We start from the raw sequence: 17,796 nt of genomic DNA, 5'->3' as shown, positions 1-17,796 counted from the left end.
AGCGCCCGGGCGTAGCGTGATGGCATGACGTATCGCGCGCTCGTGGCCGAGCAGACCGTCGCCGACGACGGCACCCCGGGCATCGACGTCGCGCTGCGCGACCTCCCCGACGAGCAGGCGACGGGCGGCGCCGACGGACCGGGCGACGGCGAGGTCGTGCTCGACGTCCTCTTCTCCAGCGTGAACTACAAGGACGGCATGCTGCTCGGCGGCCGCCCGGGGATCGCGCGGACCAGCCCGCTCGTCGCCGGCATCGACGCGGTCGGCACGGTCGCGGCGGGCGGATCCGGCGCCTTCTCCCCCGGCGAGCTGGTCGTGCTGAACGGCGCCGGCCTCGGCGAGAGCCGCGACGGCGGGCTCGCCGAGCGCGTGCGCGTGCCCGCCGCGGCGCTGGTGCGCGTGCCCGACGGGATCACCGCGGCGCGCGCCGCCGCGATCGGCACCGCCGGCTTCACCGCGATGCTCTCGGTGCTCGCGCTCGAGCGCGGCGGGGTGGAGGCCGGATCCGGTGACGTGCTCGTCACGGGCGCGGGCGGCGGCGTGGGCTCGGTCGCGGTCGCGCTCCTCGCGCGCCTCGGCCACCGCGTGGTCGCCTCGACCGGCCGCGTCGACGAGCTCGGCGACCGGCTGCGCGCGCTCGGCGCCGCCGAGGTCATCGACCGCTCCGAGCTCGGCGCTCCGGGGAAGCCGCTGCAGAGCGTGCGCTGGGCGGGCGCCGTCGACGGCGTCGGCAGCGCGACCCTCGTGAACGTCCTCGCGCAGACGCGCTGGGGCGGCGTCGTCACGGCGGCGGGCCTCGCGCAGGGATCCGACCTGCCGGGCACCGTGCTCCCCTTCATCCTCCGGGCGGTCACGCTCGCGGGAATCAACTCGGTCGAGGCGCCTGCTGGGCTCCGCCGGGAGGCGTGGGCGCGGCTCGCGACGGACCTCGACCCCGCGCTCCTCGACTCCATCACGACGACCGTGCCGCTCGACGGGGCGATCGAGGCGGGCGCGCGGATCCTCGCGGGCGCCTCCAGCGGACGCGTGGTCGTCGACGTCCGCGCCTAGCCCCTTGCCGGAGCGGCGCTGCACGCGACCCGGCCGCGCTAGCCTGGGCGGCGACGCGGCACCCTGCCGCCGGAGTGAGGGATCATGACCGCAGTCGCCGCCACCGGCACCATCTTCGTCGGACTCGCGGCCCTGCTGCACGTCTTCTTCTTCCTCCTCGAGAGCGTGTGGTTCGAGAAGCCGTTCGCGTGGAAGCGCTTCGGCGTCGCCGACCAGGAGAAGGCGCTCATCATCAAGCCGTGGGCCTACAACCAGGGCTTCTACAACCTGTTCCTCGCGCTCGGCGCGGGCCTCGGCCTGATCCTCTACTTCGTCGGCAACGTCCCCGCCGGCCTCACGCTCGTGCTCTTCACGACCGCGTGCATGGTGCTCGCCTCGATCATCATCGCGAGCACCGGCAAGAAGTACCTGGTGCCGGCGCTCGTCCAGGGCGTGCCCCCGCTGCTCGGCCTCGTCTTCTTCGCCGCCGCGTCCTGAGGCACCGCGTCCTGAGGTCGTGACACCGGCCGCCGTCCTCGGATCCCGGCCCTTCCGCCCGGACGGCACATGAGGTTAGGCTCACCTACATCATGACCGTCGTCTCCCTCACCGAGGCCCTCCGCGACCGCGCACGACCCCGCGCCGAGGCACAGGACGCGGACGAGTTCATGACCGCGCTCGTCACCGGCCGCGGCTGCCGCGACGACTACGTCGCGCTCGTCGCCCAGCACTACTTCGTCTACCGCGCCATCGAGGCGGCCACCGAGCGCATGGCGGCGGATCCCGTCGCCGCGCGCTTCATCAGCCCCCGCCTCACGCGCCTCCCGGCCATCGAGGCCGACCTCGGCTTCCTGGTCGGGCCGGACTGGCGCGACGTGGTCCGGCCGCTCGCGAGCACGACGGCGTACGTCGAGCGGATCGAGCAGGTCGCCTCCGTCTGGGTCGGCGGCTTCGTCGCGCACCACTACACGCGCTACCTCGGCGACCTGTCCGGCGGGCGCCTGCTGCGCTCGCTCCTCCAGCGCCAGTTCGGCTTCGACACCAACGGCGTGGGCCTCTACCTCTTCGCCGAGATCGCGGAGCCCCGCCGCTTCTGCAGCACCTACCGCGAGGCGCTCGACCAGGTGCCGTGGGACGACGACGAGCGCGCCCGCGTGGTCGCGGAGGTCGAGAACGCCTATCGGCTCACCACCGACGTCTTCGCCGAGCTCGCGCGCGGTCGCGCCACGGCGCCTCTGCGCCGGGCCTGATCCGCTCCCCGCCGGCCGCACGCCGTCCCCTGCGCGTCCACCCGGCGGCCCGGTCGGGCGTCCGAGGCCGGGCATAGGCTCCGGGCATGGACGGCTACGACCTCGACTTCCTGCCCATCCCGCTCCCGCTGCCCGAGGCCCCGGCCGACGCCCGGCCCGTGCGGCTCGACTACCTGCACTTCACGGTGCTCATGGACACCGACCGGCGCCTCGCCGCGCTCACGGCCGTGAACATCGACGGCGGGCGCCTCGTCGACGTGGAGCGCAGCGACGACTGGCACCTGGATCCGCGCCTCCCGGCCGACCAGCAGTGCGGCCCCGAGCTGTACGCGCGCAACGACATCGACCGCGGGCACCTCGTGCGGCGGCGGGATCCGGTGTGGGGCGAGATCGCGGAGGCCGCCCGCGCAAGCGCCGACACCTTCGCGTACACGAACGCGGCGCCGCAGGCGGCGGAGTTCAACCAGTCCAAGGAGCTGTGGCTCGGGCTCGAGGACTACGTGCTGGGCAACGCCGACCTCGGCGACCGGCGCATGACCGTGTTCACCGGGCCCGTCTTCTCGGCCGACGACCCCGTGTACCGGGGGGTGCGGATCCCGCTGATGTTCTGGAAGATCGCCGCCTGGGTCTCCGGCGACGAGCTGGCGGCCACGGCCTACCTCCTCGACCAGGCGCCGCAGCTCGGCGACCTCGACCGCACGACGGCCTCCCCGGAGGCGCCCGAGCTGGGGCCGTACCGGACCTACCAGGTGGCCGTGTCGGAGATCGGCGCGCTCACGGGCTTCGACGTGACGCAGCTCGCCGCGGCCGACCGGCTCGGCGTGCCCGCGACCGCGCGCGCCGGCACGCCCGCCGACGGCCGCGACGGCTGGGTGGAGCTGGAGCGGTTCGCGGCGATCACGCTCTGAGGCGCGTCGGCGCCCGGGCGCCGGCACGACGGGAGGCCCGGCCGAGCGGCCGGGCCTCCCGTCGTGCGCGGGGTGGGCTACGCGGGCGGGGTCGCGGCGGCGGCCGCGCGGGCGGCGGCCGGGAGGGCGCGGATCACGCGGTCGAGCGAGGCCTCGTCCATGGCGGCCGAGACGAACCACGCCTCGAAGACCGACGGCGGGAGGCTCACGCCCGCGTCGAGCATGGAGTGGAAGAACGCGGGGTAGCGCCACGTCTCCTGCGCCTGCACCGTGGCGTAGTCGGTGATCCCGTGCTCGGGTGGCGTGCCGAACGTGAAGCTGAAGAGGCTGCCCGCGCGCTGCACGGAGTAGGCGAGGCCGGCCCGGTCGAAGGCCAGCTCGACGGCGTAGATGAGGATGTCGGCGGCGATGTCGAGCGCGCGGTACACGTCGGCGTCGGCGAGGCGGAGGGTGGTGAGGCCCGCGGCGACCGCGACCGGGTTCCCGGAGAGCGTGCCCGCCTGGTACACGGGGCCGAGGGGCGCGAGGTGGTCCATCACGTCGGCCCGGCCGCCGAGCGCGGCGACGGGGAGGCCGCCGCCGATGACCTTGCCGTACGTGACGAGGTCGGGCGTCCAGGCGTCGGGGTGGTCGGCCGCGAGGCCGGCGTTGTCGAGGCCCCAGTAGCCGGCCGGGTGCACGCGGAAGCCCGTGAGCACCTCGTCGGAGATGAGGAGGGATCCGTTGTCGTGGGCGATGCGCGCGAGCTCGGCGGTGAAGCCGGGCAGCGGCGGCACGACGCCCATGTTCGCGGCGGCGGCCTCGGTGATCACGGCGGCGATGCGCGGGCCGTGCTCGGCGAACACGGCGCGCACGGCGCCGAGGTCGTTGTAGGGCACGACGATCGTCTGCGCGGCGATGGCCTCGGGGATGCCCGCGGAGCCGGGCAGCGCGAGCGTGGCGACGCCGGAGCCGGCCTCGGCGAGGAGGCTGTCGGAGTGGCCGTGGTAGTGGCCGGCGAACTTCACGAGGAGGTCGCGGCCGGTGAAGCCGCGGGCGAGGCGGATCGCGGTCATGGTGGCCTCGGTGCCCGTGGAGACGAGGCGCAGCTTCTCGACGGGGCGGCGGTCGGGGGATCCGTCGACGCCCGCGACGCGCACGCGCTCGGTGACCAGCTCGGCGAGCTCCGTCTCCGCGGGGGTGGTCGCGCCGAAGCCGAGGCCGAGGGCGGCGGCGTCCTGCACCGCCTTCACGACCTCCGGGCGGGCGTGGCCGAGGATCGCGGGACCCCACGAGTTGACGAGGTCGACGTACTCGACGCCGTCCGCGTCGGTCACGTAGGGGCCGGCGGCCTTGACCATCATGCGGGGCGTGCCGCCGACGGAGCCGAAGGCCCGGACGGGCGAGTTGACGCCGCCGGGGATGACGTCGCGGGCGCGGTCGAAGAGGTCCTGGGAGTGGGTCACGGTGTGTCCTTCGGTGCGCGGCGGTGTCGCGCTCGGTTCGGGCGGCGGATCCGTGGCGGATCCTGGCCGGTGCAGGTGTGCGGAGGGCCGGCTCAGCGCCGGGCGAGGCGCTCGGCCAGCTCGACGGCCCAGTAGGTGAGGATCGCGTCGGCGCCGGCCCGCTTGATGCCGAGGACGCTCTCCTCGATGGCGCGCTCGCGGTCGATCCAGCCGTTCTGCGCGGCGGCCTCGATCATCGCGTACTCGCCCGAGATCTGGTACGCCCAGACCGGCACGCTGCTCGTGGCGGCGACGTCGGCGAGGATGTCGAGGTAGCTCATGGCGGGCTTCACCATGACGACGTCGGCGCCCTCCTCGATGTCGAGCTCCACCTCGCGGAGGGCCTCGCGACGGTTGCCGTTGTCCATCTGGTAGGTGCGACGGTCGCCCACGAGCTGCGAGTCGACGGCCTCGCGGAAGGGGCCGTAGAAGGCGCTCGCGTACTTGGCCGCGTAGGCGAGGATCGCGACGTCGTGGTGCCCGGCGTCGTCGAGGGCCTCGCGCACGGCGGCGACCTGGCCGTCCATCATGCCGCTGAGGCCGAGCAGGTGGGATCCCGCCTCCGCCTGGGCGAGGCCCATGGCGCGGTAGCGGTCGAGCGTGCGGTCGTTGTCGACCACGCCGTCGGCGTCGAGCACGCCGCAGTGGCCGTGGTCGGTGAACTCGTCGAGGCACAGGTCGGTCTGCACGACGAGCGCGTCGCCGACCTCCTCGACCGCGACGCGGGTCGCGACGTTGAGGATGCCGTCGGGGTCGCTGGCGCCGGAGCCCACGGCATCGCGCACGGACGGCACGCCGAAGAGCATCACGCCGCCGATGCCGGCCTCGGCCGCCTCCACGAGCGCGCGCCGCAGGCTGTCGAGCGAGTGCTGCGCGACGCCCGGCATCGACGTGATGGGCGACGCCTCCGTCAGGCCCTCGCGCACGAACATCGGCAGCACGAGGTCGGCCGCGTGCAGGCGCGTCTCGGCGGTGAGCCGGCGCATGGCCGGCGAGGTGCGGAGGCGGCGGGGACGGTAGTAGGGGGCGGTCATTCCGTGGTGTTCCGATCGAGGAGGTCGGCGAGTCCCGCGAGGCCCGCCGTGTCGGGGCGCGGCTCCTCGTGGCGGCTGATGTCGACGAGGGACTGGATGAGGGACGCGGCCGAGCGCTCCGACGCGACCACGTCGACGCGGACGCCGGAGCGGCGCGCGTCCTTCGCGGTGCGCGGGCCGATGCACGCGATGAGCACGCCCTCGGGCACGTCGCCGAGCTGCTCGTGCACCTGCTCCGCGACGCTGCCGGACGTGACGAGGATCGCGCGGACGCGGCCCGAGGCGACGTCCTCGCGGATCCGGTCGCTCACGGGCACGCCCACCGTGCGGTACGCGACGACCGAGCGGACGTCGTGGCCGCGCGCGATGAGGCCGTCCGTGAGCGTGGGCTTCGCGATCTCCGACCGCAGCGTGAGCACGCGACGGCGCGGCGATCCCGCGGCCATCTCGGTCCACTCCTCGAGGAGGGCGGTGGCCGAGGAGTCGATGGAGGGCACGAAGTCGACCGTGTACCCGGCGGCCACGAGGGCCGCCGCCGTGGTCTCGCCGACCGCCGCGATGCGCGTGCCCTCGGGCACGACCGCGCGGTGCGACGAGAGGACGTCGACCGTGGTCGCGCTCGTGACGGTGAGCCAGTCGAAGGATCCCGCGGCGAGGTCGGCGAGGGCCGACTCGAGCGCCTGCGCGTCCTGCGTGGCGGCGAAGTTGATCATGGGCGCGACCACGGGCGTGGCGCCCTGCGCGCGGAGGTCGTAGGCGACGCCGTCGCCCCACGGCCCGCCGCGCGGCACGAGCACGCGCCAGCCCTTCAGGGGCTTCTGGTCCGTCGAGGTCATCGGGTCCCTCCCAGCGGCGCGAGGCCGGCCGCTCCGGCGTCGAGGAGCTCCTGGGACACCGGTCCCGAGAGCGTGGCGGCCCGCGCGCCCACCTGGGCGACGTCGAGACCCGAGGTGTCGAGCTCGTGGCTCGCGGTCATGCGCTGCGTGCCGTCGGGCCGGTAGACCACGGCGGTCAGGGCGAGGCGGGCGCTCGTGACGGTGGCGTACGCGCCGATGGGGGCCGCGCAACCGGCCTCGAGGGCGGCGAGGACGCCGCGCTCGGCGAGGACGGCGGCGTGCGCGAAGGGATCGTCGACGGCCTCGACCGCGCGGCCCACCACGGAGTGCGTCTCCGCGTCCTCCGTGCGGATCTCGAGCGCGAGCGCGCCCTGCCCGGGAGCCGTGGGCCAGCGGTCGAGCTCGAGGTGCTCGGTCGCGGCGTCGATGCGGCCGATGCGCTCGAGGCCGGCGGCGGCGAGGATCACGGCGTCGAGGTCGCCGGCGACCACGCGGGAGAGCCGGGTGTCGATGTTGCCGCGGATGTCGACGACGTCGAGGTCCGGGCGCTCGGCGAGCACCTGGGCCCGGCGGCGCGGGGACCCGGTGCCGACGCGGGCGCCGCGCGGCAGGGTCCGGAGCGTCAGGCCGTCACGGGCGCACACGACGTCGCGCGGATCCTCGCGGGCGGGCACCGACGCGACCGTGAGGCCGGCGTACGGAGCGGTCGGCAGGTCCTTCAGCGAGTGGACCACGAGGTCGCACTCGCCGCGCAGCAGCGACTCCCGGAGGGCGCTGGCGAAGACGCCGGTGCCGCCGAGGGTCGCCAGGGACTCGCGCGACGTGTCGCCGTGCGTGGTCACGGGTACGAGCTCGACCTCGAGTCCCGACGCGTCGGAGATCTCCTCGGCGATCGCCCGCGTCTGGGCCAGGGCGAGCGCGCTCCCCCGGGTCCCGATGCGGAGCGTGCCGCGGTCCTCCGACGTCGTGGGACCGTCGGTCACGGCGCCAGCCCGGAGACGGCGGGCTTGAAGCCCAGCCGCACGTTCTCGCAGCAGCCGGGACGGCAGACGTCGTACCAGGGCCCGAGGTCGGTCATGTGCGGGCGGTCGGCGGCCTTCACGCCGTCGCGGCGCTCGAGCACGAGGTCGATGAGGCCGTCGACGTACGCGGAGTGCACGCCGGGCGTGGGGACGCGCACCGAGTAGAGGCCGTTCTCAGCCGCCGACTCGGTGGCCTCGTTGTCGAGGTCCCACTTGACCTCCATGTGGTCGCTGACGAACCCGAGGGGCACGATCACGACGGCGCGGCGGCCCTGCGCGGGCAGCTCGCCGATGGCGTCGTTCACGTCGGGCTCGAGCCACGGCATGGAGGGCGGGCCGGAGCGCGACTGGTAGACGAGCTGCCACGGCACGTCCTGGTCGATGCCGAGCTCCTTGCGGACCTCGTGCATGACGACCTCGGCGACGGCGAGGTGCTGCGCGGCGTACGCGCCGTCCTCGTCGAAGCCGCGCTCGGCGGGGCCGGACTTGGACGCGTCGGAGGATGGGATGGAGTGCGTGGAGAACAGGATCTCGACGTCGGTCGCGAGGTCGACGGGCGCGCCCTCGGCCTCGAAGTGCGCGATGACGTCGCGGATCCCGTCGCGCGTGCCCTCGATGAACGGCGTGACGAAGCCCGGGTGGTCGAAGAACTGGCGCACCTTGTCGATGCGCACGACGCCCTGCAGGCTCGTGTCCTCGAGCGCGTCCGCGAAGTCCTCGCGGTACTGGCGGCAGGAGGAGTATGAGCTGTACGCGCTCGTGGCGACCGCGATGAGCTGGCGGTAGCCCTTCTCCTCGGCCTCGCGGAGCGCGTCGTTGAGGTACGGGCCCCAGTTGCGGTTGCCCCACAGCACGGGCAGGTCGATGCCGCGCTCGGCGAGGCGCACCTCGAGGGCGGCCTTCAGCTCGCGGTTCTGCTCGTTGATGGGGCTGATGCCGCCGAACGCGCGGTAGTGGTGGGCGACCTCCTCGAGGCGCTCCTCGGGGATCCCGCGGCCGGCGGTGACGTTGCGGAGGAACGGGATGACGTCGTCCTGGCCCTCGGGGCCACCGAAGGACGCCAGCAGGATCGCGTCGTACGCGACGGGCTCCTCGACGTGCGGGGGGCCCATCTTGGCGGCCTCGCTCGCGGCGGAGACGAGGGCGCCGGGCGCGCGGGGCGCGTCGGTGGCGGGGGCGGGCTTGCGACCCAGGTTCACTGCGGCCATTACTGGAGGACCTCCACGAGCTCGGCGGTGGTGATGCGGCGGCCCGTGTAGAACGGGACCTCCTCGCGCACGTGCCGGCGCGCGTCGGTGTTGCGCAGGTCGCGCATCATGTCGACCAGGTCGACGAGCTCGTCCGACTCGAGCGGAAGGATCCACTCGTAGTCGCCGAGGCCGAACGACGAGACCGTGTTGGCGATGACGCTGCGGAAGGCCGCGCCCTGGCGGCCGTGCTGGGCGAGCATGCGCCCGCGCTCCTCGGGCGGCAGCAGGTACCACTCGTAGGAGCGGACGAAGGGGTAGACGCAGAGCCACTCGCGCGGCTCCTCGCCCCGGAGGAAGCCGGGCACGTGGCTGCGGTTGAACTCGGCGTCGCGGTGGACGCCCGCGGCGCTCCACGACGGGATGAGCGCGCGGATGAGGCGCGCGCGGCGGATCTCGCGGAACGCCCACTGGAGGGTCTCCATCTGCGGGCCGTGGATCCAGACCATGAGGTCGGCGTCGGCGCGCATGCCGGAGACGTCGTAGAAGCCGCGGACGGTGACGCCCTCGGCCTCGACGATGGAGACGATGCCGTCGAGCTCGTCGACCGCGCCGGGGACCTCGCGGCCGTCGAGGTCGTCGGGGCGCTGCGGATCGCGGCGGAGGACCGCCCAGAGGGCGTATCCGCTCGGGGACGCCTCGGGGGTCGACCCGTCACCGGGACGGACCTCTCCGGAGGACTCGATCGGGGGGACCTGAGATGCCGCCGACTCGGCAGCCGGGATGCTCATGATCTCCATCGTACGTCGCACGGACACCCCGTCCCGCATCGGGCGGGCGCCCGTCAGATCATTCCCGGCCTACCGGGCGTCGCGGCCCGTGAGCGCGAGCAGCCGCACCTGCAGCGGGGCGTCGTCGCCGACCGGGACGGGCGACGCGAACAGGCCGCTCGCCTCGAGCGTGTCCTTCTGCGGCGCGAACACCGTCCAGGTGGCGCGGACCAGCTCGTCGTCGATGCGCTCGTCGGCACCGGTGGCGCGCGCGAGGTCCCAGCCGTGGATCACGACGTCGGACAGCTGCTCGCGGAGGTACTCGCGGGCGGGCACGCGGTCGGTCGACAGCACGACGGGGCGCTCCGGATCCACGCCCTGCCACGCCGCGAGCGCCTCGCGGGAGTAGCGGCCCCACTCGGCGACGAGGTCGTCCTCCAGCGGGCGGATGAGCGCCTGCCCGGTCTGCGCGGTGTGGCCGGCGAGCAGGAGCGGCACCCACTGCTGCTCCTCGATGACGTGCGACACCAGCTCGCGGACGTCCCACTCGACGTCGGGCGTCGGGGCCGTCCAGTCGGTGACGTGGCCCAGGCGGTCGGCGAAGCCGCTGTGCGCGCGGCGGATCAGGTCGTGCCAGTCGAGGTCGGTGTCCATGGTCGCGCTCCCGTCGGTGGTGTCCCCGGGGAACGTCGGCGGCGGGCGCGCGCATTCCCGTGCCGCGTGCGCGGGCCGGGCCCCGGCGGCGGGCTGCGGCCGCGACCGGGTCAGGCCGGGGGCTGCCGCGCGGCGGAGAACTGGTGGCGCGGCGCGCGGAGGGCGCGGAAGGGATCGGTGCCCGCGAGGCCCTGCAGCCCCGGCGCCAGCACCCCGAGGATCCCGACGACGGCCACCAGCACCACGACCAGGCGCGGCCAGCCGGACGCGACCGTGTGCACGACCGCCATGGGCTCCAGCAGGTTGACGCCGATGAGGAAGACCGTCGCGGAGACCGCGAGCGACATGGCCGCGCCGTCCGCGATGCCGACGACCGCGAGCACGACGAGCACCCACAGGCCGTACCAGGGGTAGACGACGGGCGACATCGCGACGATGCAGGCGAAGGCGAGCGCGAGGCGCGCCTCCCCCGACAGGGTCCGGGTGGTGAGGATGCACCAGGCGGCGCCGGCGAACCCGATGAGGATGCCGGCGGTCTTGATCCCGCCCTCCACCGCGCCGCCCGGCCCGCCCAGCAGGTCGACGAACGGCCCGAACGCGCCGGCGGCGAGGCCGAACGGCATGAACCAGGAGACGACGGAGACGGGGCTGGAGAGCGCGCCGATCCAGCCGAGGCCGACGCCGAGCAGCTCCCCGCCGAGCGCGAGGAGGCCCATGGCGCCGATTCCGGAGGCGGTCCACGCAGCCCAGACGCGCGGGTCCCGCGTGGGCGGGCGCAGGCCCGGGACGCCGCCCGCGGATCCGTCGACGGCCACGCCCGCGGGCGCCCGGTCGTCGACGCGGCGGGCCCGCATCTCGGCGTGCACGATCGCCACGATGGGCAGGGCCACGAGCGCGATGGGCTTCACGGCGACGGCGCAGGTCACCAGCAGCACGCCGAGCACGGGGCGCGAGTCGATCGCGGCGAGCAGGCCGGCCAGCAGGAGGCCCATCATGAGCGCGTCGTTGTGGGCGGCCACCACGAAGTTGAAGATGACGAGGGGGCTTGCGGCGTGGAACCACACCGTGCGGACCGGGTCGATGCGGCGGCGGCGCGCGATCCGCAGCCCGCACGCGACCATGAGCGCGACGCCGGCGAGGGAGATCAGCCGCGCGAGGATGACCGCCGCCTCGAGCCCGACGGCCGTGTCGACGCCGCCGAGCAGGCGCTCGACGACGAGGTACAGCGGGCCGTAGGGCGCCGGGTTGTGCGCCCAGAGCGGGTCGACGCCCGTGTTCCGCCAGTCCGCGAGCACCGCGGGCCCTTGCTCGTACGGCGAGAGGCCGGCGGCGAGCACGCGCCCCTGCGCGATGTACGAGTAGACGTCCCGGCTGAACAGCGGGGCGCTCGGCAGGAGCGGCACGGTCCACAGGGCCGCGAGCCGGAGGGTCGCGCGGAGGCCGGACGCGCCGAGCCGGGGCAGCAGGGCGCCGAGGAGGAGCCAGGCGGCCGTGAGCATGATCCCGCCCACGACGACCGCGACGGACGCGGTCCCGGTGGCGACGGGCGACACCCGGAGGGCGCCGATGACGGGGAGGCGCGAGAGCTCGGACTCCGCGGGCGCGTGGCCCACGACGAACGAGGCCGCCAGCAGCAGCAGGGATCCGACGAGCCCGACGAGCCCGGGGAGGAGCAGCGGGTGGGCGCCGAGGTCGCTCGGATCCCGATCGCCCCGACGGCGCGCGCGAGCCGGCGTCCCCCCGGTCATGGCCTGCGCCCCGGTCCCGCGCCGGTCAGCGACGCGCGGCGCGGGCCACGGCCCAGACCACGCCGCCGACCACGACGACCGCGCCCACGCCGACGGCGACGAGGAGCAGCGGGTCCTCGTCGGCCGTGCGGCGGATGCGGCGGCGGAGGTCGGCGATGCCGTCCCTCGCGCGGCGGCGCACGTTCAGCTTCGCCTCGAGGGCGTCGAGCGTCGAGGAGATCTCCTCGCGCGTGTGCTGGATGTCGAGCTTCAGCTCCGCGCGCGAGCGCGGGCCGACGGGACGGGGGCGGTCAGTGCTCATACTTCCCGGTCCCCTTCACCGCGTCGACGTCCTCCTTGAGGCTGTCGACGGTCTCCTCGGGCGTCGGCGGGACGCCCTTCTTGAACCAGCGGATGCCGAGCAGCGCCAGCACCACCGTGATCAGCAGGAAGACGCCCGCGACGATGAGCGCGGCGAGCCACGGCGCGAACGCCTCGGCCAGGCCGAGGATCGCGGCGGCGACGAGCACCAGGAACGCGATGAAGGCGAAGAACAGGGCGACGACGAGGAAGCCGGCGCCGATCCCCGCGTGCTTGGCCTTCGAGACCAGCTCGTTCTTGGCCGACTCGATCTCGTCCTTGATCAGCTGGACGATGAGCGTCGGCAGGTCGGCGACGAGCCGGATGAGCGAGCGCTTGCTCTTCGGATTGAAGTCCTGATCCGTCATGCGGGTTTCCCTCCTGGGGATGGGCGGGCGGGTCAGCGGGTGGTGCCGGAGCCGTGGGGCTCGGGCGAGGCGGGGTCCATCGTCGGGTACTGCGAGGAGCCGCTGCTGGAGGGGGTGGATCCGTTCGAGGAGTCCTTCTTGCCGCCGGTGACGGTGCCGACGACCTTCTTGGCGCCGCCGACGACCGCGTGCGCGACGTCGGGGGTGTGGTCCTTCACGAAGCCGGTCGCGTTGTCGACCTGGCGCTGGACCTTCGGGTCGTCCCAGACCTTCTTGGCGTTCGTGCGGATCTGCTCGTAGCGCTTGCGTCCGGCGCGGGCGCCGAGGACGTAGCCGACACCGGCTCCGGCGACGAAGAGAAGCTTGCCTTTCATGGGAGATCTCCGATCGTTGAGGGGGCACGTGCAGCACACGCCCGTTCAGCGTATCCCTCCGGCGCGGCCCCGTGGTCGGGGGCGACGCGGCGTTCGGTGCCCGGCCGGGGCGGGCCGGACGGGCGCATCAGCGCCCGAGCACGCGGTCGGCCGCGGCCCGCGCGTCGGCCACCACGGAGGCGAGGCCGGTGCCCGCGACGGCGGAGCCGGTGATCTCGAGGCCCGGGTGCTCGGCCGCCTCGTCGCGCACCGCCTGCACGCGCTCGCGGTGCCCGGAGGCGGCGAACGGGAGGGCGTTGGTCCAGCGCACGCGCGCGGATCCGGTCACCCGGCCGGCGAGGTCGACGCCGAGGAGCGCGGACGCGCCGCGGACGGCGATCGCGGTGAGCTCGTCGTCGGGGACGCCCGCGGTGTCGTCGTCGCCGCCGGCACGCCCGAACGAGAGGCGGAGCACGTGGCGGTCGCCCGCGAGGTCCTTCAGCCACGGCCACTTGGCGGTGGCGTGCGTGAGGGCCTTCGCGCGGATCCCTGGGGCGTCCGCCGCCACGAGCACGCCCGTGCCGCGCGGAGCCGCGTCGAGCTCCGGCGCGCGGACGACCAGCGTCACGAGCTCGACGGAGGACGGCTCGGGCCAGCCGTCGGTGACGCTCCGCGGCGCGAGGCCGGAGAAGAGGCGGACGAGGCCGGCGGCGGGGATCGCGAGGACGACGCCCTGCGCGTCGATGCCGCGTCCGTCGGCGAGCTCGACGTGCCAGTCGTCGGACGCGGCCGCGCCCTCGTGGGAGCGGTGGCGGTGCACGGACGCGACGGCGAGCTGGGTGCGGACGTCGACGCCGAGGCGCTCCAGGTCGGCGACGAGCGCGTCCACCAGCAGGTGGACGCCGCCGACGATGCCGCTCACGGCGGATCCGGCGGGCGAGGCGGCGCGCATCGACGCGACCGCGCGGCCGAGCGAGCCCTGCTCGGCGAGGCCCTGGCGGAGGCCGGGCGCGACCGCGTCGGCATCGACCTCGTCGGGGTGGGCGCTGTGCACGCCGGAGACGATGGGGGCGACGAGCCGGTCGACGACCCGGTCGCCCATGCGGGCGCGAACCAGGCCGCCGAGGGTGCGCTCCTTCGCGCCGACCGCGGCCGGGAGCAGCAGGTCGGCCTTGGCGCGGGCGACGCCGAGGCGGCCGATGGCGGTGGCGATGGTGGGGTCGAACGGGTGCGCGGGGATCCCGAGCAGGCCCGTGCGCGGCAGCTGGATGGCCCGCTCGGCGAGCTGCACCCACGCGCCGTCCGGGTTCGGCTGCACGATGCGGTCCGCGAGGCCGAGCTCGGCCAGGTAGGCGGCGACCGTGCCGCGGCGCGTGGCGAAGCTCTCCGCGCCGCTGTCGAGGCGGAGGCCGTCGACCACGTGGGACCCGACGGTGCCGCCGAGCGCGGGCGACGCCTCCACGAGGATCACGCGCCTGCCGGCCAGCGCGCACGCGCGGGCCGCGATGAGCCCGCCCACGCCGCCGCCGACGACCACGACGTCGGTCGGGTCGACCTCGCCGGCCGCCTGCCGGGGATCGCTACTCACGGACGAGGTCCACGATGCGGGTGAGCACGGTGGGGTCGGTCTCGGGCGGCACGCCGTGGCCGAGGTTGAGGACGTGCGCGGGCGCGGCCTTCCCGCGCTCGAGCACGTCGCGGACGTGCGCCTCGAGGATCGGCCAGGGGGCCGCGAGCAGCGCCGGGTCGACGTTGCCCTGCACGGGCGTCGACCCGCCGAGCCGGCGCGACGCCTCGTCGAGCGGGATGCGCCAGTCGACGCCGACCGTGTCGACGCCCACGTCGCGCATCGCGCCGAGGAGCTCGCCGGTGCCGACGCCGAAGTGGACGAGGGGGACGGTGCGGCCGTCGGCGGCGGTGACGGTGCGCACGTGGTCGAGCGCGAGCGCGGACGCCGGGGCGACGCGCTGGGTGTAGTCGGCGAGCGAGAGGCCGCCGGCCCACGAGTCGAAGAGCTGCGCGGCGGAGGCGCCGGCCATGACCTGCGCGTGCAGGAAGACGCCGGTGATCTCGGCGCACCAGCGCATGAGGGCGTCCCAGGCGTCGGGATCCGCGTGCATGAGGCCGCGGGCCGCGATGTGGTCCTTGCTCGGGCCGCCCTCGACGAGGTACGCGGCGAGCGTGAACGGGGCGCCCGCGAAGCCGATGAGCGGGGTGTCGCCGAGCTCGGCGACCGTGCGCGCGACGGCCTGGCGGATGGGCTCCAGCGCGGCGGGGTCGAGCGACGGCAGGGCGGCGACGTCGGCGGCGGTGCGCACGGGCTCCTCGAGCACCGGGCCGCGGCCCGCGACGATGTCGACGCCCACGCCCGCGAGCTTCAGGGGGATGACGATGTCGCTGAAGAAGATGCCCGCGTCCACGTGGTGGCGGCGCACCGGCTGCAGCGTGATCTCGCTGGCCATCTCCGGGTCGAGGCACGCGTCGAGCATGCGGGTGCCCACGCGGAGCTCCCGGTACTCGGGCAGCGACCGTCCGGCCTGGCGCATGAACCACACGGGCGCGCGCTCGCCGCGGTGGCCGCGGTAGGCCTCGACGAGCAGCGACGACGCGGTGCGGGTGTTGAGCGGGTGCTCCGCGGGGAGCGGGACGGCGGCGGATGCGGGCGCGGAGGCGGGAGCGGAGGGCGTGGTCACGGGGACGATCATCGCATCCCGCGCCTGCGCGCCCGCCCCGCTGGGGAGGGAGCGGACGCGGGTCCGCGGGCTCGCCCGCGCGCGTGCTGGCACGCGTCGCCAGGGTGCCCTCACCCGCCGACCCCCGGGCCCGAGCACACGACCGGGAGGTTTACCATGGGGTGTGCTCATATGTCTGACGGCGAGTCATCACAACGCCAGCTTCGAGGTCCTCGAGAAGCTGTCCGTGGCCGCACCCTCCGTCGCCGGCACGCTCATGGAGCGGAACGACTTCATCGCGGGGGCCGTCGTCCTCGCCACCTGCAACCGCTTCGAGGCCTACCTCGACGTCGAGGAGCCCCTCACCGCCGCCCGCGCGCTGGCCGTCGAGGCCACGGTCGACGTGGTCAGCGGCGCCAGCGGGATCGCCCGCGACGACGTCCGCGGCAGCGTCGACGTGAAGTGCGGCGACGCGGTCGCCGAGCACCTGTTCGCCGTCTCCTCGGGCCTCGAGTCCGTGGTGGTCGGCGAGGGCGAGATCGCCGGGCAGGTCCGCCGCGCGCTCGAGGGCGCCCGCACCGGCGGCACCACGAGCACCGGGCTCGAGCGCCTCTTCCAGACCGCGTCCAACACCTCGCGCGGCGTCAAGACCCGCACGGGCCTGCAGAGCGCCGGCCGGTCCATGGTCCGCCTCGCGCTCGACCTCGCGGAGAGCCGCATCGCCGACTGGTCGGCCACGCGGGTCCTCCTCGTCGGCACGGGCGCGTACGCCGGCGCGAGCCTCGCGGCACTCCGCGACCGCGGCGTCGTCGACGTGCACGTCTACTCCCCGTCCGGCCGCGCCGCGAAGTTCGCCGGCCCGCACGGGATCCCGGCCGTGGAGGGCCGCGACCTGCTCCGCGCGCTCGCCGCCTCCGACATCGTCGTCACCTGCAGCACCGCCCCGAAGTCCGTCCTCGCCGCGCACCACCTCCAGGCCGCGGCCGCCGTGTCGGGCGACGGCCGCCGTCGGCTCGTCATCGACCTGGGCCTCCCCCGCAACGTGGATCCCGACGTCGTCACCGTCGAGGGCGTCGAGCTGCTCGACCTCGAGACCATCAGCCTGCACGCGCCGCTGCGCGACCTCACCGCCACGGACGACGCCCGCGAGATCGTCAGCACCGCCGCCGCCGAGTTCCGCGCCGCGTCCGCCGAGGACGAGGTGGCCCCCGCCGTCGTCGCCCTCCGCAGCCACATCTTCGACGTCCTCGAGGGCGAGCTGGAGCGCGTGCGCAAGCGCGGCGACTCCTCCGAGGCCACCGAGAAGGCGCTCCGCCACCTCGTGAGCGTCCTCGTGCACCAGCCGTCCGTCCGCGCGCGGGAGCTCGCGCGCCAGGGCGAGGGCGCGCGCGTGGCCGACGCCGTCCAGGCGCTGTTCGGCCTCGACGTGGAGATGCCCGCCGCGGTGTCCTCCCCCGTCGCCGTCGCGCTGCCGCGCGCGGCCGAGGCGGGCTCGGCGTCGTGAGGCCCCGCATCCTCCGCGGCCCGCGCCTCGACGCGCCGCTCAGGATGACCGAGCCGGTGCGCACCGAGCGCCTGGTGATCCGGCCCTACACGGCCGACGACCTCGACGACTTCGCCGACATCCAGCGCCGGCCCGACGTGGTCGAGTACATGTTCTGGCCGATCCGCGACCGCGCCGCCTCGAAGCGGCACCTGGCCGACCGCCGCCGCAAGACCCGCCTCGAGCAGGGCCACGACTTCCTGGGGCTCGCCGTCGAGCTGCCGGACGAGCCGAGCCTCAACGTGCGCCCGGGATCCGGCCGCGTCATCGGCGACGTGTCCCTCCTGCTCCGCAACGTGCCGGCGCGCCAGCTCGAGGTCGGCTGGGTCATGAACCCGGACTTCGCCGGCAGGGGATACGCCACCGAGGCCAGCCGCGCCATGCTCGACCTCGCCTTCCGGCGCGCGGGCGCCCACCGCGTCGTCGCGCAGCTCGACGCCCGCAACACCGCCTCGGCGCGGATGGCCGAGCGGCTCGGCATGCGGCGCGAGGGGCACTTCCGCGAGGAGCTCCGCGTCAAGGGCGAGTGGGTGGACAGCCTGTACTACGCCGTGCTGGCCGACGAGTGGGCGGCGACGCCGCCCGGCGCCTGATCGGGA

General features: G+C 75.0%; 19 protein-coding genes. 6 read left to right on the top strand and 13 right to left on the bottom strand.

The window, feature by feature from the left end; genetic code table 11:
• The first annotated feature begins 24 nt into the window (after window positions 1–24).
• The 4 genes from H9X71_RS02655 (at window position 25) to H9X71_RS02640 (ending at window position 3,187) form a co-directional block, all read left to right on the top strand.
• Window positions 25–1,050, top strand: coding sequence for an acrylyl-CoA reductase family protein (locus tag H9X71_RS02655; protein ID WP_191148197.1), 1,026 nt, complete (start codon window positions 25–27; stop codon window positions 1,048–1,050).
• Between the two features lie 84 nt (window positions 1,051–1,134).
• A complete protein-coding gene (locus H9X71_RS02650; protein WP_191148196.1) occupies window positions 1,135–1,527 on the top strand; it encodes a DUF1304 domain-containing protein in 393 nt (130 codons plus the stop codon).
• Between the two features lie 92 nt (window positions 1,528–1,619).
• Window positions 1,620–2,279 carry a biliverdin-producing heme oxygenase gene (locus H9X71_RS02645; protein WP_191148195.1) on the top strand — a complete coding sequence of 220 codons (660 nt, stop codon included), beginning with the start codon at window positions 1,620–1,622 and terminating at the stop codon, window positions 2,277–2,279.
• An 86-nt stretch (window positions 2,280–2,365) separates the two neighbouring features.
• A complete protein-coding gene (locus H9X71_RS02640; protein WP_191148194.1) occupies window positions 2,366–3,187 on the top strand; it encodes a DNA/RNA non-specific endonuclease in 822 nt (273 codons plus the stop codon).
• A 77-nt stretch (window positions 3,188–3,264) separates the two neighbouring features.
• Here H9X71_RS02640 and hemL read toward each other — a convergent pair whose 3' ends face one another.
• From hemL to hemE, 13 genes are all read right to left on the bottom strand, one after another.
• On the bottom strand, window positions 3,265–4,632 hold the full coding sequence (gene hemL / locus H9X71_RS02635) for a glutamate-1-semialdehyde 2,1-aminomutase (RefSeq protein WP_191148193.1): 1,368 nt from the start codon (window positions 4,630–4,632) through the stop codon (window positions 3,265–3,267).
• A 92-nt stretch (window positions 4,633–4,724) separates the two neighbouring features.
• Entirely contained in the window at window positions 4,725–5,705 is a 981-nt protein-coding gene (gene hemB, locus H9X71_RS02630; RefSeq protein WP_191148192.1) for a porphobilinogen synthase, read from the bottom strand.
• Complete coding sequence (locus H9X71_RS02625; protein ID WP_191148191.1) at window positions 5,702–6,541, bottom strand: uroporphyrinogen-III synthase; 840 nt, start codon at window positions 6,539–6,541, stop codon at window positions 5,702–5,704. The genes hemB and H9X71_RS02625 overlap by 4 nt, the downstream gene beginning before the upstream one ends.
• Window positions 6,538–7,524, bottom strand: coding sequence for a hydroxymethylbilane synthase (hemC, locus tag H9X71_RS02620; protein WP_191148190.1), 987 nt, complete (start codon window positions 7,522–7,524; stop codon window positions 6,538–6,540). The genes H9X71_RS02625 and hemC overlap by 4 nt, the downstream gene beginning before the upstream one ends.
• Window positions 7,521–8,771, bottom strand: a complete 1,251-nt coding sequence (locus H9X71_RS02615; protein ID WP_191148189.1) for a ferrochelatase — start codon at window positions 8,769–8,771, stop codon at window positions 7,521–7,523. Before H9X71_RS02615 ends, hemC begins: the two co-directional genes overlap by 4 nt.
• Window positions 8,771–9,541 carry a hydrogen peroxide-dependent heme synthase gene (hemQ, locus tag H9X71_RS02610; protein WP_236006946.1) on the bottom strand — a complete coding sequence of 257 codons (771 nt, stop codon included), beginning with the start codon at window positions 9,539–9,541 and terminating at the stop codon, window positions 8,771–8,773. Before hemQ ends, H9X71_RS02615 begins: the two co-directional genes overlap by 1 nt.
• Before the next feature lie 69 nt (window positions 9,542–9,610).
• Entirely contained in the window at window positions 9,611–10,174 is a 564-nt protein-coding gene (locus H9X71_RS02605; RefSeq protein ID WP_191148188.1) for a TIGR03086 family metal-binding protein, read from the bottom strand.
• A 110-nt stretch (window positions 10,175–10,284) separates the two neighbouring features.
• Window positions 10,285–11,922 carry a polyprenol phosphomannose-dependent alpha 1,6 mannosyltransferase MptB gene (gene mptB, locus H9X71_RS02600; RefSeq protein WP_191148187.1) on the bottom strand — a complete coding sequence of 546 codons (1,638 nt, stop codon included), beginning with the start codon at window positions 11,920–11,922 and terminating at the stop codon, window positions 10,285–10,287.
• A 25-nt stretch (window positions 11,923–11,947) separates the two neighbouring features.
• On the bottom strand, window positions 11,948–12,223 hold the full coding sequence (locus tag H9X71_RS02595; RefSeq protein WP_191148186.1) for a DUF3618 domain-containing protein: 276 nt from the start codon (window positions 12,221–12,223) through the stop codon (window positions 11,948–11,950).
• Window positions 12,213–12,629, bottom strand: coding sequence for a phage holin family protein (locus tag H9X71_RS02590; RefSeq protein ID WP_191148185.1), 417 nt, complete (start codon window positions 12,627–12,629; stop codon window positions 12,213–12,215). The genes H9X71_RS02595 and H9X71_RS02590 overlap by 11 nt, the downstream gene beginning before the upstream one ends.
• 32 nt (window positions 12,630–12,661) lie before the next feature.
• Window positions 12,662–13,003 (bottom strand): YtxH domain-containing protein, encoded by a 342-nt coding sequence (locus H9X71_RS02585; RefSeq protein ID WP_191148184.1) that lies wholly within the window; start codon window positions 13,001–13,003, stop codon window positions 12,662–12,664.
• Window positions 13,004–13,130: 127 nt separating this feature from the next.
• The gene (hemG, locus tag H9X71_RS02580; RefSeq protein WP_191148183.1) at window positions 13,131–14,570 is read right to left on the bottom strand and encodes a protoporphyrinogen oxidase; all 1,440 of its coding nucleotides are present in this window, start codon (window positions 14,568–14,570) and stop codon (window positions 13,131–13,133) included.
• Window positions 14,563–15,687 carry a uroporphyrinogen decarboxylase gene (hemE, locus tag H9X71_RS02575; RefSeq protein ID WP_191148182.1) on the bottom strand — a complete coding sequence of 375 codons (1,125 nt, stop codon included), beginning with the start codon at window positions 15,685–15,687 and terminating at the stop codon, window positions 14,563–14,565. The genes hemG and hemE overlap by 8 nt, the downstream gene beginning before the upstream one ends.
• Before the next feature lie 151 nt (window positions 15,688–15,838).
• Here hemE and H9X71_RS02570 point away from each other — a divergent pair, with 151 nt between their 5' ends.
• Both H9X71_RS02570 and H9X71_RS02565 read left to right on the top strand, forming a co-directional pair.
• Entirely contained in the window at window positions 15,839–17,158 is a 1,320-nt protein-coding gene (locus H9X71_RS02570) for a glutamyl-tRNA reductase (protein WP_191148181.1), read from the top strand.
• Between the two features lie 44 nt (window positions 17,159–17,202).
• Entirely contained in the window at window positions 17,203–17,790 is a 588-nt protein-coding gene (locus H9X71_RS02565; protein ID WP_191148180.1) for a GNAT family N-acetyltransferase, read from the top strand.
• Window positions 17,791–17,796: the final 6 nt, after the last annotated feature.

The sequence above is a fragment of the Clavibacter zhangzhiyongii genome, from assembly GCF_014775655.1.
GTDB lineage: Bacteria > Actinomycetota > Actinomycetes > Actinomycetales > Microbacteriaceae > Clavibacter > Clavibacter zhangzhiyongii.
This window is presented reverse-complemented; position numbering and strand designations above follow the sequence as displayed.